Consider the following 438-nt stretch of genomic DNA (forward strand, 5'->3'; position numbering starts at 1 on the left):
GAACCGTTCGGGTTAGCCGGGTAGGTTTCAGTGACTTTGCCGAAGTTATCGACATAGCGCAGTGCCACCAGCCCTTTGCTTTCCAGTGCCGCCAGATGCGCCGCATCACGCACCTCCACGCGCCCTTCACCATGAGAGACAGCAATCGGCATTTGCGAGCCCACCATCCCCTGCAACAGCAGCGACGGGCTTTGGGTCACTTCAACCAGGCTGAAACGCGCTTCAAAGCGATCGGAGGTATTGCGCACAAAACGTGGCCACAACTCACTACCTGGGATCAGTTCACGCAGATTAGACATCATCTGGCAACCGTTACATACCCCCAGCGCCAGCGTTTGCGGACGGTGGAAGAAGGTTGCAAACTCATTGCGTACACGGTCATTGAACAGGATTGACTTCGCCCAACCTTCACCGGCACCCAGCAAATCACCGTAGGAG

The 438-nt window shown here is 56.4% G+C and carries 1 protein-coding gene; it reads right to left on the reverse strand.

Going from position 1 to position 438, the window contains the following annotated elements:
- Positions 1–438 (reverse strand): phosphoribosylformylglycinamidine synthase subunit PurQ (locus E0L35_RS25615; protein WP_171051241.1); only part of this gene is annotated, 438 nt, incomplete at both ends.

The organism is Halomonas sp. ATBC28, assembly GCF_005937175.1.
Taxonomy (GTDB): Bacteria; Pseudomonadota; Gammaproteobacteria; order Pseudomonadales; family Halomonadaceae; genus Vreelandella; species Vreelandella titanicae.